The organism is Bartonella florencae (assembly GCF_000312525.1).
GTDB classification, from domain to species: domain Bacteria; phylum Pseudomonadota; class Alphaproteobacteria; order Rhizobiales; family Rhizobiaceae; genus Bartonella; species Bartonella florencae.
The window spans coordinates 217,977-234,276 of sequence record NZ_HE997453.1 but is presented as its reverse complement, the minus strand read 5'-3'; the positions used below and the strand labels follow the sequence as shown (position 1 = coordinate 234,276).

The window sequence follows — 16,300 nt, the reverse complement described above, 5'->3', positions numbered from 1 at the left end:
AATGATGTAACTGATGATAGGATACAATAAGTTATGGCGCTTGATATAAATGATGAAAGTGAAATTTATAACTTAGATTCCTTGGTTAACTATTTCCAAGGGGGATGTAAAGTAGAGCATGATTGGCGTATTGGTACAGAACATGAAAAATTTCCATTCTATATAGACGGTTTTCGCCCTGTTCCTTATGGAGGCTCAAGAGGAATTCGTGCACTCCTAGAGGGAATGCAAGAAGCTTTAGGATGGAAACCTATTGTAGATGAGGGAAATATTATTGGACTTATAGGAGAAGTTGGTCAAGGTGCCATTTCTTTGGAGCCTGGAGGGCAATTTGAATTATCTGGAGCACCACTAAAAACGATTACTCATACTTACTATGAGGTAATGGAGCATTTAGCGCTTCTCAAGAAAATTTCAAAACCGTTGGGTATTGCTTTTCTTGGAATGGGTGCTAGTCCAAAATGGACCTTAGCGCAAACTCCACGGATGCCTAAATCACGTTATCAGATTATGGCCAATTATATGCCCAAAGTTGGCCATAGTGGTCTTGATATGATGTATCGCACATCGACTACTCAGGTTAATCTTGATTTTTCATCTGAGGTTGATATGCGACGAAAAATGCAAGTATCCATGAAATTACAGTCTATTGCGACAGCATTATTTGCCAGTTCACCTTTTACGGAAGGGAGGCCAAATGGTTTTTTATCTTGGCGCTCTGAAATTTGGTGCGATACTGATAATCAGAGATCTGGAGTTCTTCCGTTTGTTTTTTCTGAGCACTTTGGTTTTGCCGATTACGTTGAATGGGCACTTGATGTACCAATGTATTTTGTTGTGCGCGATAATCATTACTATGATTGTACACATATAACATTTCGTCAATTCATGAATGGAGCATTAAAAGGGCAGGTTGCCAATTCAGTACCCAATATGGGGGACTGGATTAATCATTTATCAACTTTATTTCCCGAGGTACGTTTAAAAAGATTTTTAGAAATGAGAGGTGCTGATTGTGGTTCTTGGAAGCGTATCTGTGCTTTGTCAGCTTTTTGGGTTGGACTTCTTTATGACAGTGAAGCGCTTAATGAAGCAGAGGCTTTGACAAAAGATTGGTGTTTTGAAGAAGTTTTAGAGATGCGTGAACGTGTTCCTAAAGAAGGATTAAGAACACCTTTTCGTCAGACCATTATTTTAGAAATAGCCCGTCAGGCTATTGCTATTTCACGCAAGGGCTTAAAAAATCGCAGACAATGCGATGCTGATGGTTTGGATGAGACAAATTTTTTAGTTCCCTTAGAAGAGGTCGTTGCAATGGGGCAAACAGATGCGGATAAATTTTTATCACTTTATCATTCCATTTGGAGTGGTGCTGTGGAACCTATATTTTTAGAATGTGCCTATTAATTTTACAGCAAAAAACTGCTTTGAAAAAGTAAAGCATATTATTGTTGCACATTCATAATTTCTCTCTAGAGAGAAATTCCCTTTGTTTTCAATCTCATCTCCTAGTATCGTTCATAAAAGCAAATAATAAAAATTTATTGAATATTGCCAACTTTGCTTCTTCAAATACAAAACATCTTTATCATGTCTGTATTCAATCAAAAATTGATAGATCTGTTTTTTTCTTAAGAACTTTCATAAGAGGTATGAGCAATTTCGTAAATATTTTTTATCGGTATAGCTTTTTCCACGTATGATGTATAAGAACATAATTTTTATGCTTCATAATAATTAAATTTTTAGTAAGAAAATTTAATTATTTTTTAATGCTCCATTATATTATAAATAAAATATCTTGATAAATTATTATTACACTACAGAGCATTTTAAAAATATGCTTTTAAAATTCTTTTATGAATGCTTTCAGTTGCCAGAGGTTGTGTAATATTTTGAACAGGCAAATATTACGATGTTGTCGACTTGATCTTTCATAAGTGAAAAGATGATGGTATACATGCATAATGACTTTTTCTTTGTACTATTTATAGATTCTGTTGTAAGATAGTTCTTTGCAGTATTGAGCAGGCATTGTTTTAAACAAGCGTGTAAATTTGCAGAATAGTAGGCTCCTATTTTGTATTCTTTAAACCGTGATTAGTAGATAAAAATTTCTCTTTTAACTTATAAATTAAAAAAATAATGATTTCGTAAAAGCATTGTAAGCTTTATATTTCAGTTTCAAATATCATGCATTTATCTTTAATTTTGCAAATCATTCAATATCAATCAGAAAAATAGTGGGCATAAAAGTGAGCATAAACAATGACATTTAATTTTTTTATCAACTTATTTCTATTTGTTATTTTTTTGTTATGGCTTGTCCAAAGTAAAAGAATGAAATGGAGCCTCTCACTACGTGTGATGTTAGGGCTTATCATTGGTTTGATTTTTGGAAGTGTTTTGCAGATTATTTATGGAGAAAGTGAAGCCACTTTATTAAAATCCATTGAATGGTTTAACATTGTTGGTGATGGCTATATCTTATTACTCCAAATGATTGTTATGCCATTGGTTTTTGTCTCTATCGTCTCAGCGGTTGCACAGTTGCATTCTGTCTATGCTGTTGGCAAAATGAGTATCATGACCATTTCAATATTGCTCTTTACCACGGCTCTTTCAGCGTTGGTTGGTATTTTGGTTGTTAATACCTTTGGATTAACAGCAAGTAGTTTGGTACATGAAGGACAAAATGTTTCTGCTGTTCTTGGAGAGCGTATTTCTCAACTTGGAGATATGAATGTTCCAAAGATGATTTTGTCCTTGATTCCTAAAAATCCCTTTGCTGAGTTAAGTGGCGCTAAGCGCACATCAATTATCAGTATTGTTATTTTTGCATCGTTTTTAGGGGCTGCGGCTCTTTTTTTAAAGAAAGATGATCCAGAAAAAGGGGAAAAAGCCCTTTTATTTATTCAAGTTGCACAAGCTTGGATTATGCGGTTAGTCCGTATTGTGATTGCTTTGACGCCTTATGGTATTTTCGCACTTATGACTAAGGTGGGAGCATCTTCGCACGTTGCCGATATTTTAAATTTATTGGTTTTTATTATCGCTTCCTATGTTGGTATTATTCTTATGTTTGGAATTCATGGGGTATTGCTTGGCATATCAGGAATTAATCCTTTTCGTTTTTTAAAAAAGTTTTACCGGTTTTAACATTTGCTTTTAGCAGCCGTTCAAGTGCTGCAAGTATCCCTTTGAATATTGAAGCACAAACGCGGTGGATTGGTGTACCACAATCCATTGCAAGTTTTGCAGCTTCTTTTGGAGCCACAATTGGGCAAAATGGTTGTGCAGGCCTTTATCCAGCAATGCTTGCGACTATGATAGCACCAACCGTGGGGATTAATCCTCTTGATCCTATGTGGATTGCTACTCTTGTTGGTGTTGTAACATTGAGTTCTATTGGTGTTGCTGGTGTGGGGGGTGGTGCTATTTTTGCGGCATTAATAGTACTCCCCATTATGGGGCTTCCTGTTTCTTTGGTCGCTGTACTTATGTCTATTGAACCTCTCATTGATATGGGGCGTACAGCCTTAAATGTAAGTGATTCAATGTTAGCTGGAACCATAACCAGCCAAATGTTACGGACAACGGATAAAAGTATTTTTGAAAAATAAGCTTTATGCAACTATATTTTTTTCGATTGTAGAACATTTGCAAGGGATATCTGTGCTGATCCTGGTTGTATAGGTTTTTGCTGGTTTGGGTGGGGAGCCCAACCAGAGAGCCAAATGAAAGAAAAATGCGCGCGAATACGGCTATCAGGATCGCTAAACCGTTGTGCGTAGATTTCAGCAGCACGAAGAAAAAATCGCTTAGATACAGGGCGTCGTGAGCGATTGATAAGCGCATTTTGCATACCCATAGCTTTAAGATCATGCATGAGATCAAACATTGTATTGTAGCGTATTGTGATATCTTCAATATCTACTACAGGAAGAGCAAAACCAATACGCTGTAAAAGAGCCCCCGCATCGCGAATGTCCGCAAAAGGATAGATCCTAGGACTTGCTCCACCATAGATTTCAATTTCAGCTTGTAGGAGGCATTCGCGTAATTCTGTGAGTGTACCAGCCCCCGCCATAACAGCCAGAAATAAGCCATCTGGTTTTAGGATATTTTTTATCTGACTAAGAACGCCAGGGGTATCATTGGTCAACTGTAATGAAAGAAGTGAAACAATAAGATCACAATAATTTTGAGGAAAATCAAGAAATTCTCGGGAACGTAAATGAAATTTTTGATCATGACTTTGATAAAGCAAGTCGGTTTCGACGCGTTCTATGGAATGGACTTTTCTAGATTTCAGGAGAGCTTGCGTAGCAAGATCTGTATGGCTGTGTAAATCCAGAGCTAATGTAAAGAGACGATCAACAGTACTGAGGCGTTTGTAGAGATCTTCAGCCATATGGGATAGTAAAAAGTCATGTCCTTCTTTTGCTTTTTGGAAAGCCCGTTTGCGGAATTGTTCAATGCGGTCGTGATCAAAAATGAAAGGATGTGACATATTGTGGAACACTTTCGATTTATGAAAGAATATATTTTGAAAAGGTTCATATTTGTGCGCGCTCTGTCAAGTTTATAATGTGAAATAAAAATAAGTTTATAGAAGCTTAAGAGTTTTTAAAGAAATTAAATTTATAAATTGAGGAAATACAAAGGAACTTTTGTTCTACGAGGAATTTGTAAAAGCCTAAATTTATAATGTTTTATTTTCGAGAAGCGGCTTTAAATAGCGGGGATATACTCAGTCAATTCATTGGGCACTTTAAAGCGATGCTTTATCCACCAATTTGTCTTGGATGTAAGCAAAATGTTTCTGCTTATGGTACGATTTGCTCTAAATGTTGGAAAGATCTCCAATTTATTACAAAACCTTATTGTCCTGTTATGGGGACGCCTTTTGTTTGTGATATGGGGGATGGTTTTCTCAGTGGTGAAGCACTGCGTAATTCTTACCCGTTTTCACGTGTTCGCTCAGTCATTGTTCATAAAGGGCTTGCACGCACCTTGGTAACGCGCTTAAAATATGGTGATCATATAGAATTGGCATCTTTTATGGCTAATTGGATGATATCTGCTGGACGTGAGGTTATCGATGAGTGTGATGTTATTATTCCCATTCCATTGCATTTTCGTCGTTTTTGGGAGAGACGTTATAATCAATCTGCTGAGCTTGCACGTTATATTGCAGCATCACAAAAAAAACTTTTAAAACCCGGTTGGCTTATTCGTTGTCGGCATACGCGCCCGCAGGTTAGTCTTTCTTCAAGAGAAAGAAAACTTAATGTAAAAAATGCCTTTAAGGTTTCGCATAAAGTTAAAAAATATCTCAAAGGATGTTCTATTTTACTGATTGATGATGTATTTACAACGGGTGCAACAGTTACAGCGGCTGCTGCAGCATTAAAGCGTGCAGGAGCGCGTCAAGTTGATGTGTTAACATTTTCTCGTGTACTAAAAGAAGTTTCTATCTTTCCTGATTCGTAAGAGAAGCTTTAAATGGGAACTATTTTGAAAATATTGGAGAATAACATAATGAAAGAGATCATACTTTATACACGTCCTCATTGTCCTTACTGCACGAGAGCAAGAGATTTACTTGATAAAAAAGGGGTAAAATATACAGACATTGATGCATCAACTTCTCTTCGCCAAGAAATGGTGCAGAGAGCGAATGGACGTAATACATTCCCACAAATTTTTATAGGCGATTATCATGTCGGTGGCTGTGATGATCTGTATGCTTTAGAAGATGAGGGAAAACTCAATTCTTTGTTACAAGATGTACAGAAATTGTAAGAACATGCTCATTGCATGTTTTTTGCCAGAAGAAGATAGTTAACATCCATATCTTTTGAACGATTCCAGCTGTCATTTAATGGATTGTAAGTAATGCCAATCTCATCAATGACAGTGAGAGTATTTTGGAATAATAAATTTTTAAGTTCCTGAGGTTTTAGGAACTTTTTATAATCATGGGTTCCTTTTGGAAGCCAACGAAGGATGTATTCAGCACCTATAATAGCGAGACCCCATGATTTCCATGTGCGGTTGAGGGTCGAGACAAACATTAATCCTTGTGGTTTAAGCATTTTTGCCGTGGCTTCTATAAAGAGATTAACATCAGCTACATGTTCAACAACTTCCATATTAAGGATGATATCAAATTGTTCTTTGTTACTAGCAAGTTCTTCTGCAGTTGTGACGCGATAATCGATTAAAAGGTTACTTTGTACTGCATGGGTTTTTGCGACTTCAATATTTGTGTGTGCCGCATCAGCTCCCACGACCGTAGCACCAAGGCGCGCCATTGGTTCACATAACAAACCACCTCCACAGCCAATATCAAGAATTCTCAAATTGTTAAAAGGCGTAAGTGAAACAAGATCACGATTAAATTCTAAACAGATTTTTTCTCTGATATAAGTAAGACGTGTTGGATTGAATTGATGAAGTGGGCGAAATTTTCCTTGTGAGTCCCACCATTCTGCAGCGATACGTGAAAAATGATCAATTTCATTTTGATCAATAGTGGTATGTTTTTCATGTATCATATCGCTCTCCATTTTTTAAATACTCAAATCAAGAGAATTTTATCTTAAAGTCAAGAGAAATTAATATAAGCATAACTAAACTTGCACAAATGATAGATATTCTGTATGTGGAGAGATGATTTATTGATACGGTGGTATGATCTTATTTTCATTGTGATTTGAGATAAGAAACGTAAAAGTTAAGAGTATTGTTGATGGCGCGTATTGTCATGAAATTTGGTGGAACATCGGTAGCAAATATTGAATGTATTCATAATGTTGCACGGCATGTTAAAAGGGAAGTGGAGGCAGGCAATGAGGTTGCCGTTGTAGTCTCTGCGATGGCCGGTAAAACTAATGAGCTTGTTCAGTGGACCTGTGACGTTTCACCAATATATAAAGATGCTTACGAATATGATGTAATTGTTGCTTCTGGTGAGCAGGTAACGGCGGGGTTATTGGCACTTACACTTCAAGCAATGGGAGTGAATGCACGTTCATGGCTTGGTTGGCAAATTCCTATTCATACGGATAATGCACATAGTCGTGCACGTATTACAAATATTAATGGATCATTTTTAATACAACATTTTCAAGAAGGTCAGGTTGCAGTTATTGCTGGCTTTCAAGGGATAGCTCCAGATAATCGGGTTTCTACCTTAGGGCGTGGTGGGTCAGATACAACAGCTGTTGCAATTGCGGCAGCTGTACAAGCCCATCGCTGTGATATTTATACAGATGTGGATGGTGTTTATACAACTGATCCACGTATAGAGCCTAAGGCACGCCGTTTACCAAAAGTGGCTTTTGAAGAAATGCTAGAAATGGCTTCTCTTGGAGCAAAAGTTTTACAGGTTCGTTCTGTTGAATTGGCTATGGTTCATAAAGTCCGTACCTTTGTACGCTCAAGTTTTGAAGATCCTGATGCATTAGGCATGGATGATCCAATGAACTCTTCTGGAACACTTATTTGCGATGAGGATGAAATCGTGGAACAACAGAATGTTACTGGCATTGCGTTTGCTAAGGATGAAGCACAAATTTCGCTGCGTCGGCTTGCTGATCGCCCTGGGATCTCTGCAGCAATCTTTGGCCCTTTGGCTGAAGAGCGCATTAATGTTGATATGATTGTGCAAAATACTTCTGAAGATGGTTCAAAGACCGATATGACTTTTACTGTCCCATCGGCAGATGTTCATAAAGCTGTTTCGCTTCTTGAGAAAAATCGTAAAGAGATTGGATTTGATGTTATCCAATTTGAAAGCGATCTTGCCAAAATATCTGTTATTGGTATTGGAATGCGCAGCCATGCAGGTGTTGCTGCTACAGCTTTTAAGGCTTTGGCTGAAAAAGGTATTAATATTCAAGCAATCACGACCTCTGAGATTAAGATTTCTGTTTTGATTGATAGTGCTTATACTGAACTTGCGGTGAGAACATTACATGCTGTTTATGGACTTGATAAGAGTTAAATATTTTTAAACTCTCAATTTCAAGAACATAAAGTTTTCATATGTATGAATGCTTTGCTTTATAAGCATAATTTATACATTCCGTTTAAATAAGAATAATGAATACAGTGAAATTTTTTCATTTAAAATTTTCTTATAGTGAAGAAAAAAACTATTTGTTTGTGTGTTAAAAGCAAGATTGGCATAGGAATAAAAACTATTTCAGAGACAACACAAGATGCTTCTTATGAATTGTTTAGATATAAGGTAAAGGGAAAGGAGAATTGCTTACAAGAGGTGATTGGGAGGAAGAAGAATAGCACCATATGTATGTTATAAAAGGGGGATGTATAATTCAAACTCAATATGATAGAATTTACAGAATTTGCTTTTTAGTTGGCTAAAAATTAAAAATGTTATCCTAGCAATCAATAAGTTATAAAAATTTTAAGCTCTCATGCTGAAGGGGAAGATGCTGGTTGATATTATACCTCTGATACCGAGAGGTAAAATATATTCTCTCAACAAGAAAATTTTAGGTGTAAAGTGATGTAAATTATATGAATGGAGAGAAAATGTATCTTAGTAAAGATATTTATAATTCCATGTGGTCTTTGAAGCAATATTCTGGTTCTTTTGTTGCTCTATGCGGATTTGATGGGAGTGGAAAGACAACTCAAACAAAAGAAATTTCTCGCCATTACTCACAAGAAAAACATATAATACAAACTTTTCAACCCAGTCATTGGTATAGAAATAATAAAGAGGTAAGAGATTATTTAGAGAGTGGAAAACCAATTGATTCACTGTTTTTAGCGCTTTTAGCAGCAACAGATAGACGAAAGCATATGCTTGAAATTATCGAACCTTCTTTAACTTTATCGCAAAACTTATTAATCAGCGATCGGTATGTTTATTCTAGTCTTGCTTATTTCTACGCTCGAGGTCTCTCTCTTGAAAGTGTGATTAAATTAAATTCGTCTATTCCAAGACCTCATATCACATTTTACCTTCATGTATCGCCTGCTGCTCTTATAGAACGGTTGCAAAAAAGGGATGGTTTAACCTTAAAATACGAAGAAAAACGCTCGTTTATTAAAAAAGTTTATGAAGTATATCAACTTTTATCAGAAATAGACGAACGATTTATCGTTATTGATGGAACTGCTTCTGTTTCTTTAATCCATAATCAAATCCGACACCATATAGAGACGGCTTGTTTTGACGATAAATAAAATGCCTCCATTTTATGAATATCATTTAAAAAAATTATCTGTGATCTATTCTTCTTTATGACTTAATTTAGATTTTGCATCTGGAGTTTTAAAGGTCTGATCACGATAATTTAAGAGCTCTAAAAAAATATTATGTTGAATAGCGTAATATTTTAATGAAACGACTGATGATCATTAAACTGCAATGCACTTTTTTGAAAAGTTTGGAAGAGGAAAGCTATTTGAAAAGATGGTCAATTTCTGCCGTGAAATGATATTTCCTTTCTCTTAGATACTAATATAGCGATATAAAAACGAGCTGTAGACATATGCAAAGATATATTTTAGTACGGAGAATAAGCTAAGAACAGAGGCGGTAATAAAAGCAACTCTTTTTGAGGTTTAATATTCTTACTCTGATCGATGAAACAACAAAAAGGTTCTTAATGTTTTGTTGAAGATCTTCAGATTATTCATTTAACCGATGATAATATAAGATAAAAACATTCCGGCAAGAAAATACACCCATTTCAAAAATTGTAAGTAAAGCCTTGGCTATGCTAAAAGATCAGTATAGCAAGGCAGATGAGGGGTTGGTTTATTGAGCACTATGAACTTTTTTATTGCGCTTGATGTAAATGACACCATATCCAAGACCGACAAGAGCAGATAAACCAGATCCACAAAGGACACCAATTTTTGCAGAATCAAGAAGGATAATATCCTTAAAAGCAAGCATTGAAACAAAGATAGACATTGTAAAGCCAATTCCTGCTAAAAACCCAATGAGTAAGATGCCTGCCCATGTCATTTGAGGTGGCAGACGACAGAGTCCTGATTTTACTGCTAGATAACTGGCGGCAATAATACCAAAGGGTTTTCCGACAAAAAGACCAATAACAACACCGAGCACAATCAAGAATGATTCATGAGAAGAAAGATCAAAATTTGCAAAACTAACACCAGCATTTGCAAAAGCAAAAATTGGCATAACACCGTACGCAACCCATGGGTGCAACGCCTTTTGAACGCGTGTTACTGGTGCAATCATATCACGTTGCCCTTTACGCATTTTTTTCAATGCGGTTGAGATATGATGCAGATCTGTTTTGCTATTTTTTTCTTGAAGGACTTGCATTGCATTGCTGAGCATGGTGAGTGGTGCAACAAGGGTACGGGTAGGGTAAACAGGAGTCATCATACCTAAAATCACGCCAGCAAGTGATGGATGAATACCTGTTGCCATTAAGCCCCACCAGATGATTGTACTAGGTAGAATGTACAGCCATGCCGATGCGAGTCCAATCCATTGAAAAAACAACACCAAAGCAACACCTGCTGCGGCAATAATAAGACCACTAGGATCAATGTTCGTTGAGTAGAAGAAAGCAATAATGAGAACAGCGATAATATCATCAATAATTGCTAAAGACAAAAGAATGATATGAAGGTTAGAAGGGATTTTTTTCCCAAGAAGAGCCAAAATACCGAGTGCAAAGGCAATATCTGTTGCTGTTGGCACAGCCCAACCATGTGTATGTCCTCCGTTTAAGTTAAAGCTGAGATAAATAATTGCAGGAAGACATACTCCACCTATTGCAGCAACAATCGGCAAAATTGCTTGTTTAAAATCGGCAAGAGCACCTTCATGAATTTCACGTCGAATTTCCATTCCTGCTACGAGAAAAAAGACAGTCATGAGAGCATCGTTAACCCAGAAATGTAAATCCCATGAGAGGGAGAAATGACCAAAGCTAAAGCCAAAAGGTGTATGCCAAAAAGACTCATAGAGAGAGGCATATTGAGAATTGGCAAAAATGAGTGCAGCAGCAGCAGCCAATAAAAGAACGACACCACTAAGAGCTTCAATATGGAGAAAACGCTCGATAGCGGAAAGTGCTTGATTTGTGACACGAGAAGCGCGGTTAGGCAAGCGATTTGAAGATAAATCAGACATGAACAACTCCAACTATCGACAATTTTACGAATATATATTCTTTAATGTAAATGACTTTGTAGGTTGCTCTTCTTTATCATACAAAAGCAAAAAGAGGAATAAAGCCATTAAATTTATAGACAAAATCATCATATTTAGAACGGAATATATTTTTTAAGGCGATGCTTGATTTTTGACTACAAGATGCACTTTGTTCAAAACTGTGGACAAATCATTTTGTAGAGCAGACTGAAGATCAGTTATCGTAAGTCCTTTATCGTCTTTCGCTTCAATTTTAATGCTCAATGTTTGAGGATTGTTAGCAAAATCACCAAAAGATTTTGAAATTTTTTCTGCTTCATCATGGTTTTTCAGCAGCAGTTTTGGGCTTTGTGTCATCATCAGATAAAAATAGCTATAGAGTTCTTTTTTGAGATCATGTTTGTTATCATTAAGATTTTTTGCAAGATAAGAAAAAAGCTTATCAATAAAACCAGCATCTGTATAGCGGATATCAATGTCATTAATACCAATATTTTGAGAGGCAGTGATCATTACATTTTTCTGACCAGAGAAGAGTTTTTCATCAACATCAATAACTTTAGCGGATATTTTTCCAGAACCAATATCTTTTATATTGAAAGACATGGTATTAAGAAAAAGCATACGCTTTTTATCATCATAAGAAATATCCACTTTTCCTGAAATATCAAAGCGTTCAAGATTTATTTTTTTGAGCAAGTCGCGATCTTTTTCTTCTAGTTTTTTCGGTAAAATTGAAAAATTCTCGACAGAAAGAAGCAGTTTTTTCGGTATAGGCTGTTTCCACAAGCTTGGTTCAAACCGGAACGATTCAAGTGTTGCTTTAAACTGTGGTATATCAACGCTAACATGATCAACCTTAGCATCAGCAGAAGTAATAGCGAGCAGTATGTTGAGAAGAATACCATTTCGTGCTGTTTTTTCAGCGACCTGATTATTTTCTTTCCTTGCGTTGAGGTAAGTTTTGATCAATTTTTCAGGTGTTTGTTCAAGCGGTTTCATTTTTAGACCAGATGTTTTAAACTGGGCGAGAGAAAAAGAAGCATTTTTCTCTGTCTTCTCAAAAAGATCAACTCTGATATTTTTGAGAGAAATGGGGCCAGTAACGGTTTTCCCTTGATTGATAGAATTATTGTTTCCAAAAATGATAGAATATGCGTAATTGATATCAAGATCATGTGCTTTTATTGCATCACTTTTAGCAGTAAGATGCGTGTGTTTAGCACCATTTGCAGCAATTGTTGTCAGGTTCATGTTTTTGATACTCATAGAACCAATATGCCCCTTTTTAAAATTAGAAAGCTGAAAATTCTTTATCTCTAATTTTTCGACTTGTTTATCCGCATTTTTTACAGAAAGCTGTATATCCGGAGCAACAATTGAGGCAAGTTCAATACGCATAATTGATTGCAAAAGGCGTGATGTGAGTGTGCTATCTTTTTCTTTTAAAAAGACACTATTGAGAGAAATTTGCGGAATTTTCACATGGATATTTTTATACTGTAAATCGACATTGTAAAATGTAAAAGTGCCAGGAATAAAAGAAATAGGGGGGCGTGCGGAAAGAGCACCAATTTTAAGGGATACACCGGCAGGGACGGGGAGTGTAACATTTGTCAAATTAACTTTGCCTATAATGCTAACATCAGATGTTTCTGCTTTTATAGAACGGCGTGCTATTTCCCGTTTTACAAAACTGTTAAGGTATGGTTTCGCCATATAAAAACCACCGACAAAGACGATGAGCAAAATAGCAAAAAAACCAATAATGCATGTTAACCAGTATTTTAGTTTTCCCTGATGTGCACCATTAAGATTGACCATTTTTTCTTCTTCCGCTTTCACTTGATATGAGAATATAGACAAGTTCTTTTAAGCAACAATAAAGGCTCAGATATGGCATGCACCAATCAGTTATCCATCTCACCCGCTTTGTACATGTAGAATCATTCTCGTCTTTTTGGCAATACGCTTTTATTATCTGTCACCAATTTTCTTTAATTTCAGCATTTTATAAAAATCATTTCATAATAGGGAAGTCTATGTAAATTACAATTATGTTTATCATTCAATTATTTTTAAAGTGTTCTCATGTCAGCTTTTATCTTGCTGCTATTTATAGGAACAGTTAAAAATATATTTTAGTTTATTGTAATCTAATGGGGAGAAATGGGTGTCATGACAGAAGATCAAATAATGGCGTTTTCTATCATTGGTCTCATGATGATTGTTTTTATTTGGGATAGGTTCCGTTATGATCTTGTTGCTATTTGTACGTTATTGATTGCTTGTGCCGTTGGTCTTGTCAGCCCGAAGGAGGCGTTTAGCGGTTTTAGTAATGATATTGTGGTTATTGTGGGAAGTGTATTTGTTGTCAGTACGGCTGTATCACGTTCTGGTATTATGGAATTTATTATCCAACGGCTATGGCCAGATGTGAAATCAGTACGCTTTCAATTGGCTTTTTTGGTTCTTTCTGTAGTATTTCTGTCAATGTTTGTGAAAAATATTGGCGCTTTGGCTATCATGCTGCCGATTGCTTTTCAATTTGCTCGTCGTTCTCAGGTTTCACCTTCTGTTTTTTTGATGCCTATGGCATTTGGTTCTTTGTTAGGTGGTCTTATGACACAGATAGGGACTTCTCCAAACGTTGTTATTTCAGCTATGCAAGAGCGTTTAACGGGAACATCTTTTACTATGTTTGATTTTACACCGGTTGGGGCAGCTGTTGCTACTGCTGGTGTATTATATGTGGTGTTTTTTTCTTGGCTTTTACCTAAGCGGATACGTTCAGGTGTATCGTTTGATGATGCGATTGATATTCGTAACTATGTTTCGGAAGTACATATTCCAACGAATTCACCAATTATAGGAAAAACTATTATTGATTTGGTTAAGCCATCAGGGGGTGATGTTATGGTGCTTCAAATCATCAGAAACAATGTCTCTATTTCACCACTGCCAGATTTTGTTTTATCTGAAAACGATATTGTTTTGCTGGAAGGTTCGCATACAGGACTAGATAGTGTGATGAATTCTGCTCGTTTAGAGTTTTCTACTGGTCGAACGATTCCAGCGGGTGATAAGGACAGCGACATTGATATTATTGAGGCCGTTATCACACATAATTCTCCTCTTATTGGCATCAGTGCGAAAGAGTTCTCACTCTTTGATCGCTATGATGTAAATTTTCTTGCGTTAAGTCGCCAACATGAAAGGATACGGGGAAGGCTTAGTGATATTATTTTCCATCTTGGAGATGTGATTGTTTTGCAAGGGCAGGATATGCTTATTCCTAATTTATTACGGGAATTGAAATGTTTGCCCTTGGCTAAACGTAATATCGTATTTGCTAACTTACGTCATGGTTTCATTTCTTTAGCTATTCTCTTTATAGCGATCATTTTTACGGCTTTTCATATTGTTCCTGTTGCCTTTGCTTTTTTTTCTGCTGCCGCTGCAATGGTTATTTTTCGCGTTTTGCCAGCACGTGATCTATATCAAGCATTAGATGGCCAAATATTAGTCCTATTAGCAACTCTTATTCCTGTTAGTGCGGCACTAGAGAAGACAGGATGTACGGATCTCATAGGTCAATGGCTTAGCCATTTGGCGGTATTTTTCCCACCATCTGGTGCATTAGCAATTATGTTGGTGACAGCCATGTTGGTAACGCCATTTTTAAATAATGCCGCGACAGTGATGATGGTAGCCCCAATCGCATCAAGTTTTGCACATTCTCTTCATTATAAACCTGAAGCTTTTCTGATGGCTGTTGCTATTGGTGCGGGGTGTGAGTTTCTCACCCCTATTGGACATCAAAGTAATATGCTCGTGATGGCACCAGGCGGATATCGTTTTAGTGATTACCCGCGATTTGGTGCACCACTAGCGGTATTGGTGGTCATTGTTGCCGTTCCAATGCTTATGTGGATTTGGCCCTTGCAATAAAATGTTTTTAGAAACTGTCTCGGTTACAAAAGTTTTTTTATCGGATAAAGGTTTAAGTTGAAAAGAGAGAATTTATGAAAAGAGCTTTGCTTGATTTTTGGTTTTTTAATGAACTGCCTCCTTATTATCACTCAACAATTAATAATTATTGCTTTTGAGTTTTTTAAAGTACCCCCTATAGCTACGAGGAGAGAATGAAGAATAACTCTTGAATATTATATATCATTAAGCGTGACATGGTAGACATTAAAGCGATGATAATTTTTCTAAAATTTAAAGAGGTAAAAAACTGTAATGTGAACCAAAAAGCCGTGACATCGTTTGGGGTTGGTATATTTGTAAAACTCCAAGCGATTTGGGTACACATGGATTTAAGACGAAGGAGTTAGAAATTTTAAATTTTTTAGTGAATTAGGGCTACCATCTTTGTCCATTTATGCGTAAAAGCACAGATAAAGTAACTTTTTTCAAGGTATGATATATGTCGTATGATAGTTTTATTGCTGAAGTGAATGCGGAATTTCGTCAAGAAAAGGCTCTTGCTTTTTGGAGACGTTATGGTTTTTCAATTATTGGAGCAGCTGTTCTTTTTATACTCATGATAGTTGCTTATCAAATTTACCATTATCAGCAAATAAAGAAAGCTGGTTATATTGGTGATATATTTGTAAAGAGTCTTGATCTTGCGGACACACGTCATTTTGATGAGGCCGTAAAGCAATTGGAAACTGTTAAAGCCTCTCATTTTGGTGGATATCCTTTTCTTGCTCGTTTACGTGAGGCTTCTTTGTTCATGGAACAAGGTGATGCTGTAAAATCGGTGGAGATTTTTGATTCTGTTGCCGCTGATAAAGGAGCTCCGCAAATTTTACGAAAAGTTGCAAAAATTCGGGCTGCTTATATTTTGGTTGATACAGGGACCTTAGCTGATGTGGAAAAGCGCATCAAAGATATAGCAAATGATATTGATCCTATGCGTCTGTCTGCAAGGGAAGCTTTAGGTTTAGCTGCCTATAAAGCAGGGAAGATTGATGAGGCTGTTGATTATTTTCAGAAAATTTTTGCAGAAGGTGTGTTGAGATCAAAAGCTATAGATCGAGCACGAATAATGCTTGAGCTTATGCAAGCCGAAGGCAAGGCAAATAGCAAATAAGGGATAAATTT

Annotated in this window: 11 protein-coding genes and 1 pseudogene; 8 read left to right on the top strand and 4 right to left on the bottom strand. The window is 36.4% G+C overall.

Going from position 1 to position 16,300, the window contains the following annotated elements:
• The first annotated feature begins 33 nt into the window (after positions 1-33).
• Both BN202_RS06505 and BN202_RS06500 read left to right on the top strand, forming a co-directional pair.
• Positions 34-1,407 (top strand): glutamate--cysteine ligase, encoded by a 1,374-nt coding sequence (locus tag BN202_RS06505; RefSeq protein WP_019219808.1) that lies wholly within the window; start codon positions 34-36, stop codon positions 1,405-1,407.
• A gap of 861 nt (positions 1,408-2,268) precedes the next feature.
• Positions 2,269-3,623, top strand: a pseudogene (locus BN202_RS06500) (L-cystine transporter).
• 11 nt (positions 3,624-3,634) lie between these two features.
• Here the strand turns inward: BN202_RS06500 and BN202_RS06495 are convergent.
• Positions 3,635-4,513: a methyltransferase domain-containing protein gene (locus tag BN202_RS06495; protein WP_019219807.1), complete on the bottom strand. Its 879-nt coding sequence runs from the start codon at positions 4,511-4,513 to the stop codon at positions 3,635-3,637.
• Between the two features lie 197 nt (positions 4,514-4,710).
• Here BN202_RS06495 and BN202_RS06490 point away from each other — a divergent pair, with 197 nt between their 5' ends.
• Positions 4,711-5,496 carry a ComF family protein gene (locus BN202_RS06490; RefSeq protein ID WP_019219806.1) on the top strand — a complete coding sequence of 262 codons (786 nt, stop codon included), beginning with the start codon at positions 4,711-4,713 and terminating at the stop codon, positions 5,494-5,496.
• A gap of 48 nt (positions 5,497-5,544) precedes the next feature.
• Positions 5,545-5,808, top strand: coding sequence for a glutaredoxin 3 (gene grxC / locus BN202_RS06485; protein ID WP_019219805.1), 264 nt, complete (start codon positions 5,545-5,547; stop codon positions 5,806-5,808).
• A gap of 8 nt (positions 5,809-5,816) precedes the next feature.
• On the opposite strand, the gene ubiG is transcribed toward grxC, so the two are convergent.
• Entirely contained in the window at positions 5,817-6,563 is a 747-nt protein-coding gene (gene ubiG, locus BN202_RS06480; RefSeq protein ID WP_019219804.1) for a bifunctional 2-polyprenyl-6-hydroxyphenol methylase/3-demethylubiquinol 3-O-methyltransferase UbiG, read from the bottom strand.
• A gap of 194 nt (positions 6,564-6,757) precedes the next feature.
• On the opposite strand from ubiG, the gene BN202_RS06475 reads away from it, so the two are divergent.
• A complete protein-coding gene (locus BN202_RS06475) occupies positions 6,758-8,014 on the top strand; it encodes an aspartate kinase (RefSeq protein WP_019219803.1) in 1,257 nt (418 codons plus the stop codon).
• Positions 8,015-8,568: 554 nt separating this feature from the next.
• Complete coding sequence (gene tmk / locus BN202_RS09500) at positions 8,569-9,228, top strand: dTMP kinase (RefSeq protein WP_019219802.1); 660 nt, start codon at positions 8,569-8,571, stop codon at positions 9,226-9,228.
• A gap of 577 nt (positions 9,229-9,805) precedes the next feature.
• Here tmk and nhaA read toward each other — a convergent pair.
• Complete coding sequence (gene nhaA, locus BN202_RS06460; protein ID WP_019219801.1) at positions 9,806-11,164, bottom strand: Na+/H+ antiporter NhaA; 1,359 nt, start codon at positions 11,162-11,164, stop codon at positions 9,806-9,808.
• A gap of 153 nt (positions 11,165-11,317) precedes the next feature.
• Positions 11,318-13,009 carry a hypothetical protein gene (locus BN202_RS06455; RefSeq protein WP_034987695.1) on the bottom strand — a complete coding sequence of 564 codons (1,692 nt, stop codon included), beginning with the start codon at positions 13,007-13,009 and terminating at the stop codon, positions 11,318-11,320.
• Positions 13,010-13,363: 354 nt separating this feature from the next.
• On the opposite strand from BN202_RS06455, the gene BN202_RS06450 reads away from it, so the two are divergent.
• Complete coding sequence (locus BN202_RS06450) at positions 13,364-15,136, top strand: SLC13 family permease (RefSeq protein ID WP_034987691.1); 1,773 nt, start codon at positions 13,364-13,366, stop codon at positions 15,134-15,136.
• A gap of 481 nt (positions 15,137-15,617) precedes the next feature.
• Positions 15,618-16,289 carry a DUF2659 family protein gene (locus BN202_RS06445; protein ID WP_019219797.1) on the top strand — a complete coding sequence of 224 codons (672 nt, stop codon included), beginning with the start codon at positions 15,618-15,620 and terminating at the stop codon, positions 16,287-16,289.
• Positions 16,290-16,300 lie beyond the last annotated feature (11 nt).

Bases quoted from the DNA above. Each gene is read 5' to 3' on its own strand.
- BN202_RS06505 (WP_019219808.1), top strand. From the start codon at position 34: ATGGCGCTTGATATAAATGATGAAAGTGAAATTTATAACTTAGATTCC.
- BN202_RS06495 (WP_019219807.1), bottom strand. From the start codon at position 4,513: ATGTCACATCCTTTCATTTTTGATCACGACCGCATTGAACAATTCCGC.
- BN202_RS06490 (WP_019219806.1), top strand. From the start codon at position 4,711: ATGTTTTATTTTCGAGAAGCGGCTTTAAATAGCGGGGATATACTCAGT.
- grxC (WP_019219805.1), top strand. From the start codon at position 5,545: ATGAAAGAGATCATACTTTATACACGTCCTCATTGTCCTTACTGCACG.
- ubiG (WP_019219804.1), bottom strand. From the start codon at position 6,563: ATGATACATGAAAAACATACCACTATTGATCAAAATGAAATTGATCAT.
- BN202_RS06475 (WP_019219803.1), top strand. From the start codon at position 6,758: ATGGCGCGTATTGTCATGAAATTTGGTGGAACATCGGTAGCAAATATT.
- tmk (WP_019219802.1), top strand. From the start codon at position 8,569: ATGTATCTTAGTAAAGATATTTATAATTCCATGTGGTCTTTGAAGCAA.
- nhaA (WP_019219801.1), bottom strand. From the start codon at position 11,164: ATGTCTGATTTATCTTCAAATCGCTTGCCTAACCGCGCTTCTCGTGTC.
- BN202_RS06455 (WP_034987695.1), bottom strand. From the start codon at position 13,009: ATGGTCAATCTTAATGGTGCACATCAGGGAAAACTAAAATACTGGTTA.
- BN202_RS06450 (WP_034987691.1), top strand. From the start codon at position 13,364: ATGACAGAAGATCAAATAATGGCGTTTTCTATCATTGGTCTCATGATG.
- BN202_RS06445 (WP_019219797.1), top strand. From the start codon at position 15,618: ATGTCGTATGATAGTTTTATTGCTGAAGTGAATGCGGAATTTCGTCAA.